The sequence below is a fragment of the Winogradskyella sp. genome (genome assembly GCF_013213835.1).
GTDB lineage: Bacteria > Bacteroidota > Bacteroidia > Flavobacteriales > Flavobacteriaceae > Winogradskyella.
This window is the reverse complement of record NZ_JABSSU010000009.1, coordinates 48,564-75,541: the sequence shown is the minus strand read 5'-3', so window position 1 is coordinate 75,541 and position 26,978 is coordinate 48,564. Positions and strand designations below refer to the sequence as shown.

The window sequence follows — 26,978 nt, the reverse complement described above, 5'->3', positions numbered from 1 at the left end:
AACCTACTTAAAATGAAAAAAAATATACTTTATCTCTTGTTTTTTATAAGTTATATTTCCTTTGGACAAGAATTAAATTTACCAGTATGGACCCAATATTTGGCCGATAACGATTTTGTAGTTTCGCCAACTTATGCCGGAATTGGTGACAACCTTAAAATAAGAGCAAATGGCCTTACCCAATGGGTCGGAATAAAAAACGCACCAGATAACCAGTCATTATATGCTGATTTTAGAATCTCTAACAGATCAGGAATTGGAGTATCCGCATACAACGATAGAAATGGAAATACTAGACAAAAAGGACTCAAACTTTCTTTTGCGCATCACTTAATATTAGATTTTAAATCAAAACAATATTTATCATTTGGTTTATCATATAACATAAACAGTTTTAGATTAGATATTGAAAACTTTAACACAACTTATGAAATCCCTATTCTAGATCCCGCTATTACTGATGATAGAGGTTTAAACAATAGTAATTTTGACGCAGGATTTTTATATAGGTGGGATAATTTTTATTTCAGCTTTAATGCAAACAATTTAATCGGCAAGAACACAGATATTTTTAATGCTATTAACGAACCTGGGAGCTTATTGAATTATCAAATATACTCTGGGTACGTGATAACACCTAAAAGAAATAAATATGTAGAGTTTGAACCTTCAGTATTCTTTCAATTTTTTGAAAGTGATAGACGATCGGCTACAGACTTAAACTTTAAATACAGAATGTTTAATCGAAGAAATGGCGATTACTACTGGATTGGTGCCTCTTATCGTTTTTTAAATGATCAGGTTATGAAACCTCTAAATTTAGGACCAATGGCTGGTATTCTATATAACAAACTTTACTTTGCCTATTCTTACCAAATGACATTAAACGATTTGTCAGGTTTTAACTCTGGTACACATGTAGTTACCATAGGATTAAACTTACTGCAAAGTGCTAGTAATTGCGCATGTACACGCGGAAGTAGCCAGAGTTATTATAGATTATAAATAAAAAATTAATTAAAAACCATACACTAAACTATGATCAAAAAATTAAATAAATCAAACATTTTCTGATTTTTTAATGCCCAAAAATAAAGAAGAAAACTAAATTATATGAAAAAGCCTACTCAATCAAAACAAACTTATCTATTAATTATATGTTTATTATGTTCAATTAAAATATTTGCTCAGTTAGCTGTTCCATTTACACCACGCCTAGATCAAAATAATATAAAGGTGAAAGGTGATATTGTATTTATTGGAAACAATATAATTACTGGTGCAAATTTGCCACTACCTTATAACGGCAACCAAAATAATAACGGTCAAGAAGGTGTTTACATAAATGTTGAAAGTGATGGCGATCCTAATATTTTTAGTTCGAGTAGTGCTGACTTAGATATTGATAGCGATTGTAAGAACATTGTTTTTGCTGGACTATATTGGGCCTCAGTTTATCCTGTTGAGGAATCTACAGTTCCAAATGCACAATTTACCGGAACTCCGAGATTTGAAGATTGGAATCAAATAAAATTTCGATTGCCTACAGGAGGTTTTATTGATCTTCAGGCCGATAATGATCCTGATCTAGCTGGTGAAGAAGATGACATCATTTTTGATGGCTATGAGTATTATGGTCCAGGGGTTCAAAACTCATTTAAAGATTCTCCAATAATTTGTTATAAGAATGTTACTAATTTAATTCAAGGCTTAGCAGATGCAAACGGTAAATACACTGTTGCAAATTTAAGAGCTACCAGAGGAAGAAGACTCGGTGGATGTTCAGCTGGATGGACGCTTGTAGTTATTTATGAGGACCCTTCTTTACCTAGTAAGCATATAGCATTGTTTGATGGTTATGCTGGTGTTCAAGGTGGTGCAGTTTTAGATATACCTGTTTCTGGTTTTCAGACCTTACCATCACCACTTCCTGTTAATGCCAATATAGGTGTAGGTGCATTAGAAGGTGATATTAGAATTAGAAGAGATTCCTTCAGGTTTAGAGCAGACTCAAATACTAATTACACCGTTATTTCTGACGCACTTAGCCCAGCAAATAATTTTTTTAATTCAAGAATCACAAATTTTGGTGTACATAATTTAAATAGAAATCCAGCCAGTACTAATACTTTAGGTTTAGACGTAAAAAATGTATATATACCTAACCCAGGCAATATTGTTATACCTAACGATGAAACGTCAGGAAATTTAAGGCTCACTACTCAAGGTGATGGATATGGTGCTTTTGTAACAGCATTTGCGGTTGAAATTATCGAACCTAACATTGTCCTAACTAAAATTGTTGAAGATGAATTTGGAAATAATATAGGGGATCAAGTTGTTGACTTAGGTGATGAGTTAAACTATGTTATTGGATTTCAAAATACTGGTAATGATGATACTATTAATCTTACAATTAGGGATATATTACCAGTTAATGTAGATTTTAATTACCCAAGTGATTTAACACTTCCACCTGGTGTTACTGTGCAGAGTTACGACCCAATCACCAGAGAACTAATTTTTGCTGTTGATGATTCTCTGGTTGAAGAAAATGATCCTGTTTACGAAATAAGAATTCGAGTTTCGGTAGTTAATAGTTGTGGTGATTTAGCTGATGCTTGTGAAAATATCATCCAAAACCAAGCTTTTTCTACTTATAATGGTGAAACTAATCAGGGTTATGTAGTAACCGACGACCCTAGTGTTAATAGTAATACAGGTTGTTTGTTATCGCCACAAGCCACCAATTTCTTAGCTGATTTAGATTGTGAATTTAGAGAAGAGATTACACTTTGTGGTGATACTGTAGAGTTAACTGCTGCCAATGGATACGATTCTTACTCATGGTCTACCAGTCCTACTGGTACACCTGTTATTGGTGATACACAAACCATTACTGTAGATGCAACAGGTACTTATTATTCATTTAACACAGCCGTTGCTCCTTGTCAATCCATAGAACAAATTTATGATGTGGAACTCTTTGGTGGAGATATTGAAAACCCTGTAATTCCCTATGCTGATCAAGTTGTAACATGTCCTAATGATGGCAAGTTATTACCTAATATTTTCCTTTGTGGTGCCAATGATTCTAGATTTATAGAAACCAGTATTTCTAATACAACATCTATTATTTGGGAACAATTAGATGAGTCTAGTTGTGCCGCAGTCACCGATCAAGATTGTGCTAATGAAGATCCTTCATGTGTATGGAACGAAGTGGCCACAGGCTCAGACTTTTTAGCTGATACTGCTGGTCAATACAGATTAACCATTAATTACCCTGGCGGATGTTTTAATAGATTTTACTTTAATGTCTATCAAAACTTATTAATTCCTACAGTGGTAGCTTCTGATATTATTTGTACTACCAACGGTAGTATTACTGTTAATGATGTACCTTCCGGTTATGAGTATAGTCTTGATGGTATTAACTATCAAACTAGTAATACTTTTGTAATAACATCTCCAGGAATATATGAGGTTTACGTTAGACAAATTGGGGTACCTTCAAACCCTTGTATATTCTCTGTTCCTGATGTATTAATTAGAGATAGAGACTTTACTGTCACTTCAACGGTAACCCAACCCTTCTGTTTTGGTGAATTAGGAACCATTCAATTGGCAGCAAATGATGTCGATCCACAATATACATTTACACTCGAAGAAAATGGCACTGTAGTAAATACTGTTGGGCCTATTATAGAAAACACCTATGCTTTTGAAAACTTAAACCCAGGTACATATACGGCAACTGTAGAAACAGAAAATGGGTGTTTATACTCAGAAACAGTAACAATTACAGAACCGCCATTACTAACAGTTACAGCGGCTATTACTGCACCTTTAACTTGTAACGATGGTGAAATTACTATATATGCGCAAGGTGGAACACCTCCTTACTTCTATTTTGTAAATAGTACTACAGATTTTCAGACCGTACCTGAAATTATAGTGACCAATCCTGGAACTTTTGATATTACTGTTGTGGATTCTAATAACTGTTCTGCAAGTACAACAATTGCTATTGATACCATTCCACAACCGGAGTTCACAGTAGTAACTACAGATATTCTTTGTGGTGGTACTGGTGATACTGGTACATTAGAAATTGATGTCACCAATCCTAATGGTAATACTATTGCATTTAGTATTGATGGTGGTACAACTTTTACCAATTCTAATCTATTTACTGGTTTAGTTGCTGGTGATTACGATGTGGTATTACAATATACCTCTGGTACTTCTGTTTGTACAACGACACCACAGACCGTTACCATTACTGAAAACACTGCCATCTCAGGCACTGCTGATTTAACAACGGATTTCACCTGTTTAGGTGATGGATCTATTACTGTGACTACTGTAAATGGCGGTACACCACCATATGAATACAGTATTGATGGTGTCAATTTTCAAACGAGTAATGTATTTAACGGTTTAACTCAAGGTACATATACCATTACCATTAGAGATGGAAATATCTGTACAGCAGTAACAAATACTGTGACCATTGACGCTTTGAACCCACCGACAGACATGGATTTTTCTAATACTGCATTAACGTGTCCTACTAATACTAGTGATCTCACAATTACAAGTGTTACTGGTGGATCTGGTTCAATTCAGTATCAAATCATTGCACCAGCTTCTGCAGCAACTGCTTACCAAACCTCTAACCTATTTACTGGTCTAACACCAGATACATATACCATTCAAATCATTGATGAAAACGATTGTACTTACAGTGAATCAATCACAATAAATCCATTACCGGTGCCTACTGTTAATGTAGTACTTACTGAAGGATTAGATTGTACGGCAACACCTGACGCTGTATTCTCAGGTACAATAACTGGTGTAGCACCTTATACCTATGCGGTATCGTTTAATGGTGGTGCTTTTACATCTTTAGGTGTAACAGGTGTTAACTTTACTTATAGCGCCTCTAATGCCGGAACATATCAATTCCAAATTACTGATGCCAATGGTTGTACTGCAGATTCATCTGTTATTGAAGTCAATCCTATTTCACCACCTGCTCTAAGTGCGGTGGTGCAAACACAACCTATTTTATGTAATGGTGATACAAATGGTGCTTTAGATATTACCATAGACACTACTGTTGGTACTCCACCATTTACAATTAATGTGAATAACGATACCACAGGAACGAATTATGGAACGCAAACCACAAGTTTGCCAGCTGGAACATATACGGTTAGTATCACAGATGCTAATGCTTGTTCTACGTCCCAAACAGTAACTATAACACAACCTGATGCTATAGCTGTTGCCTACAGTACTGTGGATATTAGCTGTACATTAAGTGGTGTGTCTCAAGGATCGGTAATTGTAGACTCTGTAACTGGTGGTACTGCTCCATATAATTATTTTGTAAATGGTACTAACGGTTATAGCAATTCTGAATTAAATGCCACAGGATCAACTTCTGTGAGTTTTGATGTTGTTGACTTTGGACTATATGAAATCAATGTTGTGGATGCTAACGGTTGTTCTGTTTTGGTACAAGATGTACTGGTAGCATCACCGCCTACAGATTTAGATATTAATGTCACTTCTACTGTAGATTGTACTACAGGTGGTGAAGCTTTGGTAAGTATTGGAACTACTTTAGTAAGTTCTGGACCATTCTTCTTTAGTATTTATCAAGGACCTGCTTCGGTATATCCTAACCCTGTAGGATCTTGGATTCCTGAAGATGCTCCAGGAAGTCAATCAGCTACCTTTACTGGTCTTACTCCTGGGGTAACCTATACATTTATTGTCTATGACCAATCTAGTAACTGTAGTTACTACGAGCCAGCGACAACTGCTATTCCTACAAATTCTACATTAACCGTTTCTAGTGTTACTGAAAATAATATTACATGTACGGGTAGTGATGATGGTAACGTCTCTTTCACTATAAGTAGTACATATGGCTATGCTGTAGATGTAAACTATGTCATTCTTGATTCTTTATCTTTAGCTTCAACAGGGATTTCAGGTACAGGAACTATAGCACCTAATGGTACTTTAACTGTATCTAACTTAGGACCTTTACCTTTTGGTAGTTATTTTGTGTCTATAAGTGAAATAACAGGACCTAATGCAGGGTGTGGTATTATTACAAATGATTTTAATATTACACAATCAGCAATTCCTCTAGACTTATCGGTTTCTGTAGATCAATCTGCTAATTGTAACCCTAATTCTGGGGTGATTAGTGCTATTGCTCAAAATGGTACGGCGCCTTATGAATTCCAAATTACAACTGCTGCTATACCACCACCTGCTACTGATGCTGGATGGAATACTACCAGTACTTTTAATGTAGATGCTGGTAGTTATTATATTCATGTTTTAGATGCTTATGGTTGTATTGTAACCAGTGCTGAAACTATAGTAGATTTAGATGACGCTCCTGCCATTACGGCTTCGGTCATTGACTCTTGTTTAATTACTGATGGCAATTATGAAATTGAAGTGAATTTAACAACCGCTGGTACAGCACCGCATAGTTATAGTATTAATGGCGGAGCGTTACAAAGCTTATCAGCACCATTTACAATTTCAAATGTATTTGCGGGTACGCATACAATCGAAGTACAAGACGCTAATGGATGTTCTGATATTATCTCTATAGATATCGCAGAGCCAATTGATGTTAACGCTGATGCCACTACCCTACCATCTTGTAATAACGATGATGGTATTATTACAATGACAGGAACTGGTGGCTCTGGATCTTATGCTTATGCTATTTCACCAAGTCCAGCTACCATTGGGTTAAGTGGAAACACATTTACCGGTGTGCCTTCTGGTGTTTACACCATTACAGTCACCGATACTGTATTATTATGTACTTCAGAAGTAACTATATCAGTACCTGAAGCAGTAATACCTACATTCAACCTAAGCTCAACTTCTGTAACGTGTTTTGGTGATAATTCTGGATCTTTTGATATTGATATCACTAATTATACTGGTGCATACACATATGAGGTATTCGATAATTTAGGTGCTTCTGTAACTGGTGTTGTAAATGCAAACACAGCTACAAATCCTTTTACTGTAAATGGATTACAATCAGGTTCGTATTCGGTAGTAATTACAGAAACTGATATCCCGTTCTGTTCTAATACAGGAACAGTAGTCATTGCATCTCCTACTGAGAATTTAACATTAACAGTAACTGAGTCTTCAAATGTTACTTGTGATGACAATCAAGGCACCATAACTGCCATTGCTGATGGTGGTTGGGGAACTTATCAATATGAACTAACAGGTAACGCTACGGTTGCATATTCTACCAATAATGTGTTTACAGATTTATCTGCTGGTACATATACTGTAAATGTTATAGATAGTGAAGGTTGTATTGCTTCTGAAACAATTACACTTAATTTACCTGATCCTATAACAGCAACATTTACACCAAGCTCAACAATGCTTTCTTGTTTTGGTGATCAAAATGCGAGTATTACAGTCACTAATGTTACTGGTGGGCAAGGCACAAACTATGTATATACATTAAATATGACCACGCCAACTGTCAGTACTTCTGGTCCTCAGACCTCAAATACCTTTAACGACTTAGGTGCTGGTACATACAACATCACTATAACCGATGGATTTGGATGTGAAATGACATCTTTAGATATCGTTATTGATAACCCAACTATAGTCGAAGCTAGTTTGGTGAGAAGTGCTACACAAACCTGTCTAACAACATCTACATTAACCTTAAGTGCTTCTGGTGGTACCGCCCCGTATGACTATAGTCTAACTGAAGATTTTGCTTCGATTATTGGAAGTTTCAATTCCTCTACTACCTTTGATGCTCCTGAGGGTACTTATCAATATTATGTAAGAGATAACAATGGCTGTATTGCTGCAGTATCTAATGAAATTACTATTGATCCTTTACCTGAGTTAACTATAGAGCTAGAATCTACAAACCCTGTAATCAACTGTGCTGGTGATAATACAGGAACTATTATTGCTACGGCGTTTGGTGCTTTAGGAAATTACCAATATACACTTCAAGATACTAATGGTAATGCTATCACTGCCACACAAACAACACCTGGTTATTTTATTGACCTAGTTGCTGGTGACTATGTCGTTTATGTAGAAAGTGGTGATTGTGAGGCAACATCTGCACCGATTTCAATAACCGAACCTACGGCGCCTCTTCAAGCAACCTTAGAGGTGAATAATATTACTTGTGCTGGTAACAACAATGGTTCTGTGATAGTGAATGCTTCTGGTGGAACGGGTACAATTCAATATGCCATCTCACCACAACTCAATCAGTTTGTAGAAGAACCAATCTTTGAAAATCTTAATGGTGGTGATTATACGATTATTGTTCAAGACCAAGTTGGATGCTATCTAATATTTGACTTTACTATTGTAGATCCCCAACCCGTTATTCTTTCTATTGTTCCTAACTCTATCTTTGAAGAAACTTGTGCTGGTGACGCTAATGGCGAATTTAGTATTGATATCTCTGGTGGTACTTTACCTTATAGTGTGAGTTTAGATAACCCTGATGGTCCTTTTATTACTGGTGGTCCTACACAAACCACATTTGATTTTACCAATCTTTCTGGTGGTGATCATTTGGTATATGTGAGAGATGCGCAAAATTGTGAGTCACAATGGAACATTACATTCCCTGAAGCAGTAACCATTAATCCGCAAGTAGAAGTAGAATTTACTTGTGAAAACAATATACAAACCAATATGGTGACGGTTACTGTTGACGACTCTATAACAGATCTATCACAACTTGATTATTCTCTTAATGATGGTCCTTATCAACTCAGTAATGTGTTCACAGATTTACCTGTTGGTCTAGATTACTACATCAATGTAAGACACACTAACGGTTGTATACAAACCACTCCTCTTTTTGATATTGAAGATTTAGAACCTGTTACATTGTCATTAACGCAAGGGGAAACCAACCAATTTATTGCTAATGCTTCTGGCGGTACTGGTAATTATGAATTTTGGATGGATGGACAAAGCTATGGCACTAATAATGAATTTTTAATTTCTGAAACTGGTATTTATAACGTTACTGTTACAGATGCTAATGGTTGTTCAGCTCAGGCTCAAATTGAAATGGAATTCTTTGATATTTGTATCCCTAACTGGTTTACACCTAATGGTGATGGTGAATATGACACCTGGGCGCCAGGATGCATTGAGAATTACCCAAATCTTACCTTCGATATATTTGATAGATATGGACGTAAAATAGCGACTTATAGAGTTGGTGAAGTATGGGATGGCAAATATAATGGCAACGAATTACCTACTGGTGATTACTGGTTCGTAGTTAAAACTAATGACCCTAATACTGATAGAGAATTTACTGGACATTTTACGTTATATAGATAATTTCATTTAGTTAAATCCACATAGAAAATCACTTATCGTATATTTGGTAAGTGATTTTTTAATTGAATTAATTTGACTGGTGCTGCACTTCTATATAAAATGTTTGAAGGTTATCAATCCACAGAATTGCTTTGGAATGATAATGAGTTAAACAATCTGAAGCAGCTAAAACTTCAGAGTTCTTTTGAAGAATTTAAGCCCAAAACATCTAAAAAACTGCGTTTGGGAAAATGGGTAGAGCAATTCGTTTCATTTTTGATACAAAATCAAAAAAAATCAGAATTATTAGCAGAAAGTATTCAAATTAAAAACGGAAAGATTACAATTGGTGAACTAGACTTTTTGTACGTTCAAAATAAAAATCCTATTCACCTTGAAGTCGTTTATAAGTTTTATCTCTATGATACAGCCAAAAAATATGATAATCCTTTAGAACATTGGATTGGCCCTAATCGAAAAGATGCTTTAACGCTTAAGTTAGATAAATTAAAAGAGAAACAATTACCTTTATTATACCATGAAGCTTGTACTGAGATCTTGAAACAACTTAACCTCAGACTACAAAATATTAAACAATATGTACATTTTAAAGCGCAATTGTTTGTACCGTATAATACTAATGTAAATACATCATTAAACGAAAATTGCATTGTAGGTTTTTATTTATCTATTGAACAATTAGATATATTTAAGAATCATCTATTTTACATACCAACAAAATTAGAATGGTTGGTACTACCCAATGATGCAGTGAATTGGCTTGGCTATGATGAGACAAAATATATAATTGAAGAGCAGCATAAGAGAAATCAATCGCCTTTGCTTTGGGTAAAGCAAGGTAATACAATTGAAAAATGTTTTGTCGTATGGTGGTAAAAAAACATTCTTATTATAAGCTATATAAACCCTACGGTTATCTCAGTCAATTTATTAACAATCAAAACAAAAGAAGAAATAAAAAGTTACTGAGTGATATTATTGATTTTAAGGAAAATTTAATGGCTATAGGTCGTTTAGATGAAAAATCTGAAGGACTATTACTCTTAACTACTGATGGTAAATTCAGTAATCATATTACAAGTGCTAAGTTTGAAAAGGAATATCATGTAATGGTTGATGGTGCTATTACTGAAAATGCAATTAGTCAATTAAGAAATGGAATTCAAATTACTGTTAATGGTAAACCATATGTAACCAAATCTTGTAAGGCAGAGATCTTAGAAGATACATCACATCTTTTGGAACGTTTTGTGAGAGATGAAAAGCACGGTAAAACGTCTTGGATTAGTATTACTTTAACCGAAGGTAAGTTCAGACAAGTACGTAAAATGACTGCTAAAGTAGGATTTCCTACCTTGCGTTTAGTGCGTGTACGCATTGGTGACTATAAATTGGAAAAGATGCAACCAAAAGATTTAGAAGCACTTAATTATTAGATACTTCGTCTTTGTCCTCTTCATTACTTTCTGAAGATCTTTCTTTGATGGTTACTTTTTCATTGTTAAATACAATGATGGCTTTCACACCTGTGAGTAAATTCCATTCTTTTGATGAAATAAGATTACCCTTATCATCATAGACCACAAATTCAGCAGTATTAGGTCCTGAATCACCTTGGTTGAGAGCTTCAATTTCAACAGTATTTTTACCTTGAACCAAGTCAACTTCAATTCTCCTGTAACTATTAGTAAGCGTAATACTTTGCCTCACTATTTGTTTGTTAATATATATTCTAACACGATCACCATCAGCATACTCGTGATCTCTACAAATAATATTTACAAATTTAGTGTCTACCCGATGTTCACCTAAGAATTGATCAGACATTGTTTTTATAATACCGCCTTTTTCAAGATCTTTATTCCAACGTTTCTCAAATATTTCACCAGAACTTTTTAGGCCATCTTTTTCAATCATAGAAAAAGGCTTGCGTTCAGATTTTTTCATAACAAACCTCTTATCCTCTTTCTTTTCGCCACTCGATTTATCTTCTTCTTTCTCTAGTTTAGGTTGCACCTTTATTTTTTCTGGCATTGAATCCTTCTTTGTCTCAGATGGTTCAGCAGGTATACGAATCGTTTTCCTTTCTCTATCCGGTACTTGAGAAAAGGCAACTGTACTGAAAGTTATACAGAATAAAGTGAATATGAGTCTAAAGGATTTCAATTAAAAAAACAATTCTATCTCTTACAAAGGTAAAATCAAAAACCATACCTATTTCAAATTAAACGTTTAAAAGTGGATTTCCTTACAAGAAAACGTTAAAACTTCCCGTTAAAACTTATGCGTAGTTTGCGGTTATATTCTTCAAACAACCAATCTTTATAATTTTGAGTACTATTCATTATACAATAGCAATACTGCTTAATTCTATAAGAGATATCATCTTGAAGCAGTTTTATAAGATCTCTTGCCTCATAAACATCTTCACTATTCTCAATACAAATACGAGAATGTTGGGCGATAGAGTTTTCAATAACTTTAAATGATTTTTTACCTGAAGCTACTACCTTTTTATATTCTTCTTTAATGTCGAACTCAATTGAGTCTGACTTTCTGAATTTGTCTCTAACATTTTTTGGCATTTCATAAACAAAATCACGCTCTAAAATGTCATCATCAATGATATTTTCTAAGTATAAATCTGGATATTTAAAAATGTGTTGCCAATCTACCGGCTGATTCCAAGGTCCAAACCTCGAAATATTATTACCTAAATCAATAACCTGAAATGTATTACGGTTTTGATAAATTCGACTACCACGACCAATCATCTGAAAATATAATGTTAAAGATCGTGTTGCTCTATTGAGAATTATAGATTCTACCGATGGTTCATCAAAACCTGTGGTTAGTATACTTACCGAAGTTAGCACTGCATTTGGAGTTTCTTTAAACCATTTTAAAATGTCCTTACGCTCTTGTTTACTTGCTGTATTATCAAGATGCTCAACATTATAACCGGCTTTTTTAAAGGTATAATAAACCTCTCGAGACGTGTATATACCATTATTAAAAATGAGGGTCTTTTTACCTTTTGCTAGTTCTTCATAGGCTGTCAAAAGTTTAGACTGCATTAGTGAGTTAGTATATAAAGCTTCAGAAGATTTTACTGTATAATCTCCATTAATACCAATCTTTAATGAAGTTAGACCAACATCGTAATGATAAAGTTCAGCATTGGCCAAAAAGCCATTTTTGATTAAAGTAGATATATCATCACCAACTATAAGTTTATCATAGTTATCCTTCATTGGTAATTTAATATTACTACTCAGTGGTGTAGCAGTTACACCTAGGATAAAACAATTTTCAAAAAACTTAAATAGCTTTCTAAAGGAGTTGTAATGGGCTTCATCTATAATAACAAGACCAATATCTTTAAGCTCAAAATCTTTATCCGACAGTCTATTATTTAAAGTTTCTACCATTGCCACAAAACATTGATATTCGTCTTGGTCTGGTAATGTTTTCACCTTACTATTAATAACCTTGTTTTTAACTTTAAAGCCCGAAAGTACATTTGAAGTTTGCTTGCATAACTCAATTCTGTGAGTTAGAATAACAACCTTTTTATTTTTCTTCTCAATGTAACGTCTAACTATTTCAGAAAAAATAACGGTCTTACCGCCACCTGTTGGCAGTTGATATAATAAGTTAAAATCATCAGCTTCTTCATACATCACATCAAAAATGCGATGCAAATCTCTTACCTGATAATCATATAGGTTTTTCTCTTTTAAAGTATTTTGAACTGTATCTACAGACATATAATGCTTAACACATGTGTTGATTTTTGCAAAAATAGCACATTGTAAGTGTTTTAGATTGAAATTGTTAATAACCTTTAACAAGATTGGTATTGTTCTTGTGCTTATGAAAATATTAACATTTTAAATACTTTAATTATGAAATCATTTAGAAGACATTCTGCGACGGTCAACGCAGGATCTATGGCAGACATTGCCTTTTTGTTACTTATTTTCTTTTTAATTACTACAACTATTTCTGCAGATAAAGGCATTATTAGAAAACTGCCGAGCGATTGCCCAAATATTGATGATTGTGTAAAGGATACTTACGAAAGGAACATTTTGAGAATTGAATTAAATAAAAATCAAGATATTTTTATTGAAGATAAGTTAGTTGCACTCAAAGATGTTAAACAAATGGTCATTGATTTTGTTGATAACAACGGTAAATCTAATTGCGATTATTGTCTAGGATCAAAAAAACCTGAATTATCAGACCATCCTAAAGAAGCTATAATCTCCTTAAGTCATGATGCATTTACAAAATATCAACTGTTTATTTCTGTTCAGGATGAAATTACGAAAGGATATTATGAGTTAAGGTCTAAATATGTAAAAAACACTTTTAATAAGGACATAAATAGTATTTCTGAAGATGAGTTGCTAAAAGTTAGAAAAGCATATCCATTTATAGTGTCTGAAGTCATGGTTAAAAGGGATTAATTCCCTTTTGACTTTTTATTGAGATAATTCTCTGAATAGTTAAAATTTGTTAAATCGGTACTATGTTTTACAAAGTACTGTAACAAAATTATTTTTCTATCGTCTATTTGGTGTAATCAATTAAAAAACGAATAATCATGAGAACTTTAAACAACAATCAATTAACGAGTACATCTTCAGAAACTAAAAGTTATACTTGGAACAGCAAAAGACGTTATAGATAAATAACGGATTAAATCAATCATTTTATCAATCAATCAAAAAACAAACAATTATGAGAACTTTAAACAGCAATCAAATCACAAGTACATCTACCGAAACTAAAAGTTATACTTGGAACAGTAAAAGACGTTATAGATAAATAACGGATTAAATCAATCATTTTATCAATCAATCAAAAAACAAACAATTATGAGAACGTTAAACAATAATCAAATCACAAGTACATCTTCAGAAACAAAAAGTTATACTTGGAACAGTAAAAGAAGATATAGATAAATAACCTATTTCATCAATCAAAAGCATCAATCAAATTATCAATCAATCAAAAAAAAGAACAATTATGAGGACTTTATCTAAAATTATCAATACGTCTAATAGCTTAGATGATGACTTAGAAAATTCAGTTAAATGATGAGGAATAATCAACCCTATCAGATAGAATAAAAAAGCGGATGTATAATTACAACCGCTTTTTTTATAATGTATTATAGATTATTTCTTTACAATCTTTTTTGTGAAACTACTGTTACCTGAAGTTAACTTAATAAAATACACACCGCTTTCTTGCTGTGACATATCTAATGTATGGTTTCCACCTACGTTAAAACTGCCCTTCAATAAGGACTGCCCTAAAAGATTAATAATTTCGTAGTTGACATCTTCACTTATATTTAAATCAATATTTAGCTTATTCTTTACTGGATTAGGATATATACGTACAACACTTTCCAAACCAAATTCATATATACTAAGTGGATTTAAAGCGCTAAAAATAATAGATTCTGATGAGTTAAATTCACCTCCAGAAATAATAATATTACCATTGTCATCCTCTAAACTGTAACTACCGTTTCCAAATGCACAACAAATACCGTCACCATAAGAATCAAAAATCGTAAACGTATAACATTCATCTAAGACAGGTATTGCAATCGTCTCTTGATAGTTTGTTCCATTTGCATAATTTGATGTAGGTCCGCTACTCACCACAATATCAGAACTATTCCTTAATTCCCAAGATGTTTCACCTCCATAATTATCTGTTAGTATATTTAGGATAACATTATTAGTAGCGAATGCTGGCGACACATTAAAGTTAAATGTAAAACTATCATTAGCAGGGTTTTCATCAGTTACACCGCCATTAATATTAGACACTGTAATACTAAATGAATGTGCACCTGCCGATAAATTGTTATATGATGGTGTAGCTACAATTGTATTTTGACCTTCTGTAAGTGAACCTGTCCAATTTACAACAGAATTAGTACCTGAATCTAAATTATAAGTTATTGTCGCTGAGTTTAAAGTGTTTGTACCGTTATTAACTAAAGTTACTTCTGGTGTAAATGCAGTACCACATAATTCTGAAGTTACATTTGCTCCAGCGTTTACGGAAGCATCATTTGCCAAGGCCTGAATCGTAGGAAAAATATCCACCGTTGTTGCACCAGTGTTTCCTGGATCTAACCAATCGCTTAACCTAGATGCAGCATTACTACCAAAATTCCAAGCTACACCAAAACGACCATAAATATCCGAACCTCCGTTATCATTTGTTCCAGCACATGCAGCGGAACCACCTGACAACATACCCACTATACGACCATTTTGATCAAATAATCCAGATCCTGAAGAACCAGGTTCAGTAACACCTAAATCCCAATCAGAAACCAACCACATCTGAGCATCAGGATCACCATTGAAACCAGTTGTCACTCTTGATGGAGCTTGGTCATCTCTACATGTTTTTTGTATATCTCCACTCGGGTGATGAATTCCGAAGGTTGTATTTGGTATTTGAGAAGTCGATCTGTTCCAACCAGCCCAAACAACATCAGGGTTATTATTAAAGAAATTTGTATCATTAATTTGAACTAACTCCATATCTGACTGAGAACTTGCGGCTCTTAATGTTGAGCCACTTACAGTTTGGTTCCAAGATCCATTTGTACTATTAGTGTTTGTACCACAAGAAGGATTTGGGCTTCTCCAATTAAATCTAAATGCCCAACCTGCTTCACCACCACCGCAATGATTTGCAGTTAAAAAATAGGGTGTACCATCATTATTTGTGTTATTAACTAAAGTACCTGTACAAAAACCATTTGCACCTGTAACCATCATGCCAACAGCCTTTTTTACTTCCTCTTTACGTGTATTTAATTGAAAAGGATCACTTGCAGGTGTAATATCACAATCAACATCCTGATTACAAGGTCCTGAATCATTTAATGCTTTTTGAAAACTATTTAAGGTTCTGTATCCGTGAACAACAGAACCAACCACGATCCTAGATTGTCCCACAACATTTGCTGGTTCATATAATTCTATCCAAGCATGATCACCATTTACTAACCATGTACCTAGAACCTCTTCTGGATTATTATTATGATGCGTAAAAGGTCTAATTAAATCTGTTTTATCATCATTGTAGACATATAGTTTGGCACCTATTGGTAAATAAAATGTATCGAACATAAAATTTAAGGTATTCGCACCATCAGACTTGTAATTCATTCTCCATATACGATCTCCATTATCAAGGGTCGTCCAATTACCGTAGCTGTTTATATCATGATCTACATAAAGCTCATGTCCAAAACGCCAAGGTTTTGATTTGTCTAAATCATTGATTACATCTTCATCTTGCAAGGTTTTTAAATCAAAAGAAGGTAATTTATGAGCTCTAAAATTATCTAAACTTGTCATTGACCAGCTAGGTGGTTTAATGTCATTGGGAATTTGTTGTGCAAAGGATACTACAGTAAAAACCATAGTAACTAAAAGTAATATTCGTTTCATAATTAGTATTGGAAATTTTTGCTAAAAATAAAACAAATAATAAGATTACAAGAAAAATATCTATTTGGAAATTAAATTCTCAAAAACCTCATAAGATATTCATTAAAATAAAAATAGAAACACCAATAAAATATTAATACTGCAAAAGACTTAACAATTCGTTTTTAAACCTTCCTTTTGCTAAATATTGATTTTCTAATTGAGTAGCAAAAGGGATTGGTGTTTCAATACTTGCCACACGTTTAACAGGTGCATCTAAATATTCAAAACAGTTTTCCATAATCAATGAAGAGATATCACTAGATATTCCTCCAAATAGAGAATCTTCTTGAAGAATGATTGCCTTGCCTGTTTTCTTAACAGAGGCATAAATAGTTTTAGTATCTAAAGGTTGTAAGCTTCTTAGATCAATTAAATCAGCATTTATATTAGCATTATCATTTAGCACCTCTAGTGCCCAATGCACTCCTGCTCCATAGGTTATTATAGTAATTGCTTCACCATTTCTCAATGTTGAGGCCTTTCCAAAAGGTAAATTATAATACTCTGTCGGTACATCTTGCCTAATACTTCTATACAAACCTTTATGCTCGAAAAACAAAACTGGATTAGGATCTTCAATTGCAGTTGCTAATAAACCTTTTGCATCATATGGAAATGCAGGGTAAATTACTTTAAGTCCTGGTGTTTTGGTAAACCAAGCCTCATTAGTCTGAGAGTGAAATGGACCAGCAGAAACACCACCACCACAAGGCATTCTTATGACTACATCTGCGTGTTGTGACCATCTATAATGGGATTTTGCTAAATAATTAACTATAGGGTTAAAACCAGAGGTTACAAAGTCAGAAAATTGCATTTCCATTACAGCTTTCATTCCGGCAATTGAAAGTCCCATTGCAGTTTCTACTATAGCAGATTCACAAATTGGCGTATTTCTTACTCTTTCTTTACCAAACTCTTCAACAAAGCCTTCAGTGATTTTAAAAACACCGCCATATTCTGCTATATCTTGTCCCATTATTACGAGATCATCATACCGTTGCATAGATTGATTTAATCCTTCAGATATAGCATCTACCAACCTTATTTCTTTAGTTATATTATTACCTTTAATTTCTTGATATACAAATGATTTGTAAACATCATTTAATTCATCAGTTAAATTAGGGTCTATGAATTCTTCATTAAAGGCAATTTCGAGATTATCATGAATTTCTTGCATGATTTCCTCTTTCATTTTCACCTCTTCTTCTTCTGTTAAAACGCCATGATCTCGCAAGAAAGATTGGTAGTTTTCAATAGGATCTTTTTTAGCCCATTCTTCCATCAATTCTTTTGGAACATATTTAGTACCACTCGCCTCTTCATGACCGCGCATTCTGAAAGTCTTAAACTCTATAAGAACTGGCCTTGGGTTTTTTCTAATACTTTCGGCCAAAGTATTAACCTTTGTATATACTTCAATTACATTATTACCATCAATAATATGTGATTCTATACCATAGCCTTTTCCTCTATCAGCTAGATCTTTACAATAGTATTGTTCACTTGTAGGCGTTGACAAACCATATCCGTTGTTTTCAATACAAAACAGCACTGGCAATTGCCACACAGAAGCTACGTTTAAAGCTTCATGAAAGTCACCTTCACTAGTGCCACCTTCACCAGTAAAAACGGCAGTCACTCTATTATTTTTCTTTAATAAATTTGCTAAAGCGATACCATCAGCAACCCCTAATTGTGGTCCTAAATGCGAAATCATTCCGACAATTTTATAATCTTGAGTACCAAAATGAAATGAACGATCTCTCCCCTTTGTAAACCCACTAGCTTTTCCTTGCCATTGTCCAAATAAACGATTTAGTGGAATGTCTCGAGTTGTAAATACACCAAGATTTCTATGCATTGGTAATATATACTCTTCTTTATCAAGCGCCATGGTAACACCTACAGCAATAGCTTCTTGCCCTATGCCAGAAAACCATTTAGATATTTTTCCCTGCCTAAGTAGAATAAGCATTTTTTCTTCTATCATCCTTGGTTTAAGCATGCTTTTATAAAGTTTTAAAAGCATTTCATTATTCAAGTTATTGGTATTGAATTCAATATTATTCTTGATAATTAAAGACATCTTTTGTTATTTATTTAGTTCATCAAATGTAACTAAAAATGATTCAAAAGTTGTCGCATATTTTCAAATTTAAAGGGCCTTTTTCAGTACATTTTGTATATTCAACCAAAATTTAAATTCGAGCCTAATGGACAGAATACCTAGTGTGGATTTAAAAGATTTCTTATCTGAAGATCCAAAACGAAAGCAAAAATTTATTGACGAAATTGGCCAGGCTTATCAAGACATTGGTTTTGTTGCGCTTAAAGGACATTTTTTAGATGATGAACTCGTAGATAAACTATACGATGAAGTAAAAAACTTTTTTAATCTACCTCTAGATATAAAGGAAAGTTATGAAATACCTGGCATTGGTGGACAAAGAGGTTATGTGTCTTTTGGAAAAGAAAGTGCTAAAGGTAAAAAAGAAGGTGATTTAAAAGAGTTTTGGCATTTTGGACAATATGTTGAAGATGATGATGTTCGTAAAAAAGAATATCCAGAAAATGTTGAAGTAAAGGAATTACCAGAATTTAACAACGTAGGTAAGCAAGCGTATCAAATGCTTGAAAAAACGGCAAAATACGTACTTAGAGCCTTAGCATTACATTTAGACTTGGAAGAAACGTATTTTGATGGTTATATACACAATGGAAATTCAATATTAAGACCTATTCATTATCCACCAATATTAGAAGAGCCTAATGATGCTGTTAGAGCTGCTGCACATGGTGATATTAACCTAATTACACTGTTAATGGGTGCTCAAGGTCGTGGATTACAAGTGCAAAGACATGATGGTGAATGGCTAGATGCTATTGCTGAGCCTGATGAATTAATGATTAATGTTGGAGACATGCTTTCAAGACATTCTAATAACAAGTTAAAGTCTACCATTCATCGTGTTGTGAATCCACCAAGAGAACTTTGGGGAACATCTCGTTATTCTATACCTTTCTTTATGCATCCAATCAGTGAAATGAAATTAGATGTTCTAGAAAGCTGTATCGATGAGAATAATCCAAAACAATTTAATGATATAACTGCTGGTGAATTTTTAAATGAACGTTTAATTGAATTAGGTTTAATAAAGAAATAACGCTTTCCTAATTAAAAACTAATTATCTTAATTACTAATGGATTTAAAAGATCAATTAAAGAACTTATTTCCAGACCATATTGAAGAGCCTTCAGAAGATGAAAACATTGAAGGAAGTGATATTTGGCTTCAAGACGAGCCAATTATATGCAAGTATGAAAAACGAAAAGGCAAACCTATAACAATTCTTGAAGGCTATAATGGTGCTAATGAAGACTTTAAAAAGTTGGCTAAAGAAATAAAATCTAAACTCAGTGTTGGAGGAAGTTTTAAAGATGAGAAAATCATTATTCAAGGAGATTATAGAGATAAAATTATGACAATACTGAAAGATAAAGGATTTAAAGTAAAACGTGTTGGAGGTTAATACATGGCAAAAGAAATTCTACATATTACAAACGGCAGTGCCGTAACCAATTTTTTAAAAGACTTAGATTTTAAAGACGATATTTTGACATGGCAAGAAATGTTGTGTGAAGGTCCTACTATCGCTAAAATAGATTCAAAAGAGTTCTTTAATATAAGACGCGAATTCCTGAATGATCACTATGATATTGAGGTCGATCAAAATGCATTAGAAGCAGAACTCTCAAAATTAGACAACATCGATAAATACTCTGAAATCAACCTTTGGTTTGAGTATGATTTGTTTTGTCATATTAACTTAATTGGTGTACTTAATTTATTACACCAAAAAGAAATAGATCTGCCACTTTACTTAATTTGTAGCGGAAGAGTTGAAGGCGAAAAGAATCTTAAGGGTCTCGCAGAACTAAGTCCAAGTCAATTGAGAAAACACTATAATGACAAGGTATTACTTACACGAGAGGACAAAGAATTAGCAGTCGCATTATGGCGCACGTATTGTGGAACTGACCATAATATACTTAAGCCATATATAGTCACAAATTCGAGCTTTAAATACATGACTAACTGCCTAAAGGCACACTTAAAACGATTCCCGCATCAAAAAAGTGGCTTAAGCGTATTAGAAGATAATATTTTACGAATCATTAGAGATAATGATATTAAATCTAGGCATCATTTGCTGGGTTATAGCTTAAATTATCAAGGTTATTATGGGTTTGGTGATTTGCAGCTAAAAAGAATGATAGACAAATTATCCATCTTTTTTGAAGAAACTGAAGATAGTCTTACACTCAATAGAAAAGGACATACCGCACTTTTGAGGCAAAATAATTTTGCGACAGAAGTTGGAAATGATATGACCTATGGTGGCGTCGATCGTTTGGAATTTCAATTTAGTGTGGATCAAAATAAACTCATAAAGACCATTATACATGTCGATTAAAAATTCTGAACTTATTTTAAACCCAGATGGAAGTGTGTATCACTTAAACCTAAAGCCTGAGAATATTTCAGACACTATTATTTTTGTTGGTGACCAAGATAGGGTTGAAAAAATCACAAAACATTTCGACAGTATTGAATTTAGTACACAAAAAAGAGAATTTAAAACTCAAACAGGTTATTATAAAGACCGAAGAATAAGTGTTATTTCTACAGGAATTGGTCCTGATAATATCGATATTGTTTTAAATGAACTTGATGCCTTAGTTAATATAGATCTCAACACTAGAATACCAAAGTCGACCTTAACTCATTTAAATATAATAAGAATTGGTACTTCGGGTTCTTTGCAAGCAGATATACCTGTAGATTCTTTTTTAATTAGTACTCATGGGCTTGATGTGAATGGTATGCTACATTTTTATCAAATAAAGGATATCTGCAATCCTGAAATTGAAGATGCCTTTATAAAACACACCAATTGGGATACAAACAAAGCCAGACCACTTATTATTGATAATAGCAAATATTTACAAAAATATTTTGAAAGTGATACTGTTTACACTGGTATGACTGGAACTGCTGGTGGTTTTTATGGACCTCAAGGAAGGGTTTTAAGGTTACCATTGCATGATGCCAATTTAAATTCTAAACTAGACAGCTTTAAGCATAAAGATTTTAGAATCACCAATTTTGAAATGGAAACCTCAGTAATCTATGGACTGTCTAAACTGCTAGGTCATGAGGCTTTATCCTTAAATGCAATTATAGCAAACCGTGCTACTGGTAATTTTAGTAAGGACCCAAAAAAAGCTGTTGAGAAACTTATTGTTTATGCTTTAGAGCGCATCGTAAATATCTAGTTAAACATGAAAAAAGTTAATATTGGTGGAGTACCTGAGCATTTCAATTTAGCATGGTATTTAACTTTAAAAAATGGTGAATATAAATCTGAGGATATCAATCTTAGATGGCATGACTATTATGGTGGAACCGGTGAAATGTGTAAAGGGTTAAGAAATGGTGATATTGATATTGCCGTTATTCTTACCGAAGGCATTATCAAAGACATTATTGCAGGAAACCCTTCAAAAATTGTTCAGACCTTTGTGCAATCCCCACTTATATGGGGAATTCATGTAGCTTCTGGGTCTAATTACGAATCAATTAATGAATTAAAAGGAACTAAAGCAGCAATCAGTAGATTTGGTTCTGGATCGCACTTAATGGCCTATATAAATGCTAAAAACCACAATTGGGACTTAGATAAAGATTTAAACTTTGAAGTTATAAGAAATTTAACTGGTGCTGTGGAAGGATTGACTAATGGTGATGCTGATTATTTTATGTGGGAAAAATTTACAACAAAACCATTGGTTGATGATGGAACATTTAGACGTATCGGAAACTGTCCATCGCCATGGCCATGTTTTGTAATTGCCGTGAGGGAAGAATTTATAAACAACAATAGAAAAGACTTAAAAACGATCTTAGATATTATCAACAATACAACCATCGACTTTAAATCTATACCTAGTATAGACCGCACTATTGCAAATAGATACGAACAAAAATTAGAAGATGTACAAGAATGGTTATCTCTAACAGAATGGTCCCAAGAACTCATTGATGGAGATACAATTTCTAAAGTTCAGGACGAATTATTTAAATTAGATATCATTCCAAGTAAAGCCAAATACTATGATCTTATAGAAGATTTAAACTAACCAAATTGTTATTAACCAGAGTTTTACTTTTAAGAAATAATTAGGTTTTTTTGGGATAAAACATGTAATTCGAAAAATTCTTTATATTTGTATCAAGCTGCTGCTATTAACTGCTTTTAATTAATTTATGATCCTAACTATCTCCCTTGTCATATTAGCTTTGGTTGCACTAAATTTTCTGTTGTTATGCTTTAGTTGTAATAAAATAACTAAGCAATCTAAACAAGCAAAGCCAAAAGTTATTAGAAATGAAAAACCTAAAGTAGCTTCCACTCAATTGCAGGCAAACCCACTTGCACCAACTGGCAGTTAGTTTTACTAAAGTGTCTATTCCCGAACCAATAACCTCTATTTGCACTTAATGGTGAAGGATGACCTGTTTCAAAAACAAAATGTTTTTTAGTGTCTATTAGTTTCTTTTTCTTCTTAGCATAACCACCCCAAAGTAGAAATACAACATTACTTTTTTGTTCACTTACTATTTGAATCACTGTATCAGTAAATTGCTCCCAACCTTGTTTTTGATGACTACCAGCTTTATGAGCTCTTACGGTTAAGGTTGCATTAAGTAATAAAACACCTTGGTTTGCCCATGTCGTTAAATCGCCACTTTTGGGGTAAGGTATGTTCAAGTCGTTTTCAATCTCTTTAAAGATATTTATCAATGAAGGCGGATGCTTAATTCCTTTTTTAACAGAGAAACATAAGCCATTTGCTTGTCCTACTCCATGGTATGGATCCTGACCAATAATCACAACTTTAAGGTTATCTAAAGGGCAAAGATTAAAGGCATTAAAAATGGCATTGCCAGGTGGAAAACATTGATGGTTTTTGTATTCCTGCTTCACAAAATCTGTCAAATTTTTAAAATAAGGTTTTTCAAATTCTGACTGTAATAAGGTTTTCCAGCTAGGATGAATATCAACATTCATAACACAAATTTTTATTCAAAAATAAGGATATCAACAAGAAGTTAAACCTTAATGATATCACTAATAATTAACATAACTTTGCATGACAACAATCTATAAAATCAACATGATTCGTATTCACGAAAAAACCTTAAAAGACCTTGAGTTTTTTTCAGTTTTAGAACAACTTAGTGAACACACAATAACAGCACTTGGTAAGGAAGCTGTATTATCTATTCTACCAATTGAAGTTGAAGCACAACTCAAACGCGAATTAGATTATGTAAACGAATATTTATCATCGTTTGAAAATGATAATCGTATTCCAAATCATGGTTTTGAAAGTATTTCTAAAGAGATTAAACTTTTAAATATTGAAAATACCTTTTTAGAAGTACCAAGTTTTCAAAAACTTGTGAGTATCTCCATCACCGTAAACGACATTGTAAAATTCTTAAATAAATTTATTGAATATTACCCGAAGTTACAGCAATATAGTCAGCATATTGAGGTGACTACGGCTATTATTGAACAAGTGGATGCTGTTATAGATCGTTTTGGCGATATTAAGGATAATGCCTCAACTACCTTACAAGAGTTAAGAAGAGAAATCAATAAACTGAAAGGAAAAATTAACAGTAGTTTTTCATCAGCGCTTAATACATATCATAGATTAGACTATTTAGATGACATTAGAGAATCTGTAGTTGAAAACAGACGTGTTTTGGCGGTAAAAGCCATGTATCGTAGAAAAGTTAGAGGTGCTATAATGGGAGGTAGTAAAACTGGAAGTATCGTTTATATTGAACCAGAAACTACCTTGCAATACACCAGAGAACTCAATAATTTAGAATACGAGGAAAAAGAGGAAGTTATTAAGATTCTCCGAGAGCTTACTGATTATATAAGACTGTTTTTACCGTTAATTAACGACTATCAGTCTTTTTTAACTAAAATTGATGTCATTTCGGCTAAGGCAAAATATGCAAGTAGCATAAACGGAATTTTACCAAAATTGAATGTTGACCGAGACATTTATCTAAGAGACGCCTATCATCCTCTACTCTATCTCACCAATAAAGAAAAAGGAGAAAAAACGTTTCCTCAAACAATCAGCCTTAACAAAGACAATAGGATTATTGTTATCTCTGGACCAAATGCTGGTGGTAAAAGTATCACTTTAAAAACAGTCGGACTGCTACAAGTAATGCTACAAAGCGGTATGTTAATTCCTGTTCACGAAAGAAGTTCTACCTGTTTATTTGAACGTGTACTTAGCGATATTGGTGACAACCAATCTATAGAAAATCATTTAAGTACATATAGTTACCGTTTAAAGCAGATGAATTATTTTCTAAAAAAATGTAATTCTAAAACACTGTTTTTAATCGATGAGTTTGGTACAGGTAGTGATCCTGAACTTGGTGGTGCATTGGCAGAAACATTTTTAGAAGTCTTTTATGATAGAAAGGCATACGGAATTATCACAACGCATTACTCAAATTTAAAGCTTTTGGCTAATGAGCTACCTAATATGCAAAATGCAAATATGTTGTTTAATGAAAAAAGTCTTGAGCCAATGTACAAGCTAGTGACAGGACAAGCAGGTAGTTCTTTTACTTTCGAAGTTGCTCAAAAAAATGGTATACCATACAATTTAATTAATAAGTCTAAAAAGAAAATAGAGCGTGGCAAGGTTAGATTTGACGCGACTATAGCAAAGCTTCAAAAAGAACGAAGTAAATTAGAACGTACAGAACGTTCTTTAAAAGAAAACGAAAAAAAGAAGCTTTCTGAGGCCGAAAAATTAGAAGAAACTAATGCTAAAATTCAAAAGAAATTAGAAAGCTTTCAAGAATTATACGACAGTAATCAACGTTTAATTTATTTAGGTCAAAAAGTTTATGACTTATCCGAAAAGTATTTTGAAAATAAACGTAAACGAGAACTCATGGCTGAGTTGTTTAGATTAGTACAAATAGAAAATGCTAAGCGTAAAAAAATGTCTGCCAAGCAAAAACGTGCAGAAAAAGCCAAGGAAAAACAGATAAAGCAAGAAGCTGAAAAGAAAGTTGAGGTCATACGACAAAAGAAAAAGGCAGCTAAGAAAAAAGAGGTTGTCATTGAAAAACCTAAGCCAATATTAAAAATTGGCGATCGTGTACGAATGCATGATGGTAAAGCCGTTGGTAGTATTGATGATCTTGAAAAAGGTAAGGCGACGGTTAACTATGGCTTGTTTACAACCAATGTAAGTGTAGATTTACTTGAGCTAGTTGAAGCCAAAAAATAATATCTTTGTAATATGATGGATAACATGCCAAAAGATAAAGAATTAATACTATTTGATGGTGTCTGTAATTTATGTAACAGTAGTGTGCTTTATGTTATTAAGAGAGACCAAAATAATAGGTTTTTATTCGCTCCACTAGAAAGTGAAACCGGACAAGCGGTTATTAAAAAGTTTAATATAGATACTGATGCGATCGACTCTATTTTACTTTATAAACCAAAGAATGATAAAATATTTTTTAAATCAACTGCGGCATTGCAAGTAGGTAAACACCTTGGTTTTCCTTTAAACCTTGCTTCAATATTTTTTATCATACCAACATTTATAAGAAATTGGGTATACGACTACGTTGCAAAAAATAGATATAAGTGGTACGGAAAAAAAGATGCCTGCATGATTCCTACACCTGAATTGAAATCAAAATTCTTATCATAATAAAAAAGCCTTTTAGGGATCAACTAAAAGGCTTCTTTGAATTAACAACTTACTTAAAAAAACTAATTTCTCTTAACAGAAAAGAGTTTTGAAGACAGATGTAATCATCTATCAATAACAAATATATTTGATTGATTGTTTTCCACTAAAAAAACTCGACATAAGGC

The 26,978-nt window shown here is 33.3% G+C and carries 17 protein-coding genes; 12 read left to right on the top strand and 5 right to left on the bottom strand.

Annotated features, from left to right (window positions below):
• Positions 1-12: 12 nt before the first annotated feature.
• The 4 genes from HRU50_RS13660 to HRU50_RS13645 all read left to right on the top strand — a co-directional run bounded on the left by HRU50_RS13660 (position 13) and on the right by HRU50_RS13645 (position 10,856).
• Complete coding sequence (locus HRU50_RS13660) at positions 13-1,005, top strand: PorP/SprF family type IX secretion system membrane protein (protein WP_296351657.1); 993 nt, start codon at positions 13-15, stop codon at positions 1,003-1,005.
• Between the two features lie 108 nt (positions 1,006-1,113).
• Positions 1,114-9,420, top strand: coding sequence for a T9SS type B sorting domain-containing protein (locus HRU50_RS13655; RefSeq protein ID WP_296351656.1), 8,307 nt, complete (start codon positions 1,114-1,116; stop codon positions 9,418-9,420).
• A 72-nt stretch (positions 9,421-9,492) separates the two neighbouring features.
• Positions 9,493-10,296, top strand: a complete 804-nt coding sequence (locus HRU50_RS13650) for a DUF1853 family protein (RefSeq protein WP_296351655.1) — start codon at positions 9,493-9,495, stop codon at positions 10,294-10,296.
• Complete coding sequence (locus HRU50_RS13645; protein ID WP_296351654.1) at positions 10,287-10,856, top strand: pseudouridine synthase; 570 nt, start codon at positions 10,287-10,289, stop codon at positions 10,854-10,856. The genes HRU50_RS13650 and HRU50_RS13645 overlap by 10 nt, the downstream gene beginning before the upstream one ends.
• Here HRU50_RS13645 and HRU50_RS13640 read toward each other — a convergent pair.
• Together HRU50_RS13640 and HRU50_RS13635 are read right to left on the bottom strand one after the other, a co-directional pair.
• Positions 10,846-11,454 (bottom strand): hypothetical protein, encoded by a 609-nt coding sequence (locus tag HRU50_RS13640; protein ID WP_296351653.1) that lies wholly within the window; start codon positions 11,452-11,454, stop codon positions 10,846-10,848. The genes HRU50_RS13645 and HRU50_RS13640 overlap by 11 nt on opposite strands.
• A gap of 227 nt (positions 11,455-11,681) precedes the next feature.
• Entirely contained in the window at positions 11,682-13,190 is a 1,509-nt protein-coding gene (locus tag HRU50_RS13635; protein ID WP_296351652.1) for a DEAD/DEAH box helicase family protein, read from the bottom strand.
• A gap of 138 nt (positions 13,191-13,328) precedes the next feature.
• Here HRU50_RS13635 and HRU50_RS13630 point away from each other — a divergent pair, with 138 nt between their 5' ends.
• Complete coding sequence (locus HRU50_RS13630; protein WP_296351651.1) at positions 13,329-13,895, top strand: biopolymer transporter ExbD; 567 nt, start codon at positions 13,329-13,331, stop codon at positions 13,893-13,895.
• A 714-nt stretch (positions 13,896-14,609) separates the two neighbouring features.
• Here the strand turns inward: HRU50_RS13630 and HRU50_RS13625 are convergent.
• On the bottom strand, positions 14,610-16,922 hold the full coding sequence (locus HRU50_RS13625; protein ID WP_296351650.1) for a T9SS type A sorting domain-containing protein: 2,313 nt from the start codon (positions 16,920-16,922) through the stop codon (positions 14,610-14,612).
• Positions 16,923-17,055: 133 nt separating this feature from the next.
• On the bottom strand, positions 17,056-19,056 hold the full coding sequence (locus HRU50_RS13620; protein WP_296351649.1) for a dehydrogenase E1 component subunit alpha/beta: 2,001 nt from the start codon (positions 19,054-19,056) through the stop codon (positions 17,056-17,058).
• A 127-nt stretch (positions 19,057-19,183) separates the two neighbouring features.
• On the opposite strand from HRU50_RS13620, the gene HRU50_RS13615 reads away from it, so the two are divergent.
• The 5 genes from HRU50_RS13615 to HRU50_RS13595 are packed head-to-tail and all read left to right on the top strand — an operon-like array spanning position 19,184 to position 23,172.
• The gene (locus tag HRU50_RS13615; RefSeq protein WP_296351648.1) at positions 19,184-20,134 is read left to right on the top strand and encodes a 2-oxoglutarate and iron-dependent oxygenase domain-containing protein; all 951 of its coding nucleotides are present in this window, start codon (positions 19,184-19,186) and stop codon (positions 20,132-20,134) included.
• A gap of 37 nt (positions 20,135-20,171) precedes the next feature.
• Positions 20,172-20,501 carry a translation initiation factor gene (locus HRU50_RS13610; RefSeq protein WP_296351647.1) on the top strand — a complete coding sequence of 110 codons (330 nt, stop codon included), beginning with the start codon at positions 20,172-20,174 and terminating at the stop codon, positions 20,499-20,501.
• Between the two features lie 3 nt (positions 20,502-20,504).
• Positions 20,505-21,446 (top strand): DUF1835 domain-containing protein, encoded by a 942-nt coding sequence (locus HRU50_RS13605; protein ID WP_296351646.1) that lies wholly within the window; start codon positions 20,505-20,507, stop codon positions 21,444-21,446.
• Positions 21,436-22,308, top strand: a complete 873-nt coding sequence (locus HRU50_RS13600; RefSeq protein WP_296351645.1) for a nucleoside phosphorylase — start codon at positions 21,436-21,438, stop codon at positions 22,306-22,308. The genes HRU50_RS13605 and HRU50_RS13600 overlap by 11 nt, the downstream gene beginning before the upstream one ends.
• A 6-nt stretch (positions 22,309-22,314) precedes the next feature.
• A complete protein-coding gene (locus HRU50_RS13595) occupies positions 22,315-23,172 on the top strand; it encodes a substrate-binding domain-containing protein (RefSeq protein WP_296351644.1) in 858 nt (285 codons plus the stop codon).
• Positions 23,173-23,429: 257 nt separating this feature from the next.
• Here HRU50_RS13595 and ung read toward each other — a convergent pair whose 3' ends face one another.
• Positions 23,430-24,104: a uracil-DNA glycosylase gene (gene ung, locus HRU50_RS13590; protein WP_296351643.1), complete on the bottom strand. Its 675-nt coding sequence runs from the start codon at positions 24,102-24,104 to the stop codon at positions 23,430-23,432.
• Between the two features lie 106 nt (positions 24,105-24,210).
• Between ung and HRU50_RS13585 the strand changes: the two genes are divergently transcribed.
• Positions 24,211-26,376, top strand: coding sequence for a DNA mismatch repair protein MutS (locus HRU50_RS13585; protein WP_296351702.1), 2,166 nt, complete (start codon positions 24,211-24,213; stop codon positions 26,374-26,376).
• 15 nt (positions 26,377-26,391) lie between these two features.
• The gene (locus HRU50_RS13580) at positions 26,392-26,811 is read left to right on the top strand and encodes a thiol-disulfide oxidoreductase DCC family protein (RefSeq protein ID WP_296351701.1); all 420 of its coding nucleotides are present in this window, start codon (positions 26,392-26,394) and stop codon (positions 26,809-26,811) included.
• Positions 26,812-26,978: the final 167 nt, after the last annotated feature.